Raw genomic sequence first — 1,027 nt, 5'->3', positions numbered from 1 at the left:
GTTTGTGCAGGGGCAGACCCATGACGGGCGAAGCCTGCGTATCCTGACGCTGATCGACGAGCACAGTCGTGCCTGCCTGGCGCTGAAGGTCGCGAGGCGCATCAACAGTCTGGGTGTGGTCGAGGCGCTGGCCGATGCGATGTGCCTGCATGGCATCCCGGAGAACATCCGCTGCGACAACGGCCCGGAGATGATCGCGAAGGCTTTGCGGAAATGGGTCGCCAAAACCGGCCCGCAGATCCAGTACATTGCACCAGGATCTCCGTGGGAGAATGGCTATTGTGAGAGCTTCAATGGCAAGCTGAAGGACGAGTGCCTACAACAAGAGATCTTCTACTCGCTCAAGGAGGCACAGACCGTGATCGGGATCTGGCAGAATACCTACAACCGCGTTCGACCGCATTCGTCCTTGGGCTACCGACCGCCCGCGCCTGTCACCTTCCCGGATCTGGCCTTCCGGCTACCCATGGCCGATACCATGCAGTAGCCTCTCAATCGGCACGGTCCAAAATACCGGTCAGGTCAGTGCCGATCCGCGAAGATGATACAAAGGTCTTCGATAGTAAGAAAATTTATAATGCCTGGAAGTGCGACGTATGCGAGAGCCCCGAATGCCTACAAGAGTCGAACTTGCCGAAGCGCGAAAATGAACGCGCACGGACTGTTTTTTTCACTGCTGTGTAGGAGCCGACCAGCTTGTGCCTTCGCGTCTTGTAGTGTTCTTGGCCGAGGCTCCGCGGAGAGGATAACTCGTATCCGTAGCCGCCTGCTCGCGCTGTGCCGAGCGTGACACCCTCGACACCACCCTGTTGCATCATCGTCTGCATGCCAGGCTGCAGATTGTCGTCTTGTGCGGTGTTGAAGACCATCGAGTCGAGTTCGACACCTTCGACGCCGCCCTGCTGCATCATCGTTTGCATGCCGGGCTGGAGATCTTGCGCCTGCGCTTCAGCGAATGCCGTCAGGCTGAGAGCGAACAACACTGCCCCAGTTATGTGACGAAATCTCATCCTGTCGGCTCCTCCTG

The 1,027-nt window shown here is 58.1% G+C and carries 2 protein-coding genes; one reads left to right on the top strand and one right to left on the bottom strand.

The window, feature by feature from the left end:
• The coding region (locus MHA02_RS21845; RefSeq protein WP_147082685.1) for an integrase core domain-containing protein at nucleotides 1-487 on the top strand (487 nt) is incomplete at its 5' end.
• Between the two features lie 85 nt (nucleotides 488-572).
• Here the strand turns inward: MHA02_RS21845 and MHA02_RS21840 are convergent.
• On the bottom strand, nucleotides 573-1,027 hold a 455-nt coding region (locus MHA02_RS21840; RefSeq protein WP_210245107.1), incomplete at its 5' end, for a hypothetical protein.

Source organism: Methylobacterium haplocladii (assembly GCF_007992175.1).
Taxonomy (GTDB): domain Bacteria; phylum Pseudomonadota; class Alphaproteobacteria; order Rhizobiales; family Beijerinckiaceae; genus Methylobacterium; species Methylobacterium haplocladii.
The sequence above is the reverse complement of the archived record's forward strand: the minus strand, read 5'-3'. Positions and strand labels throughout refer to the sequence as shown.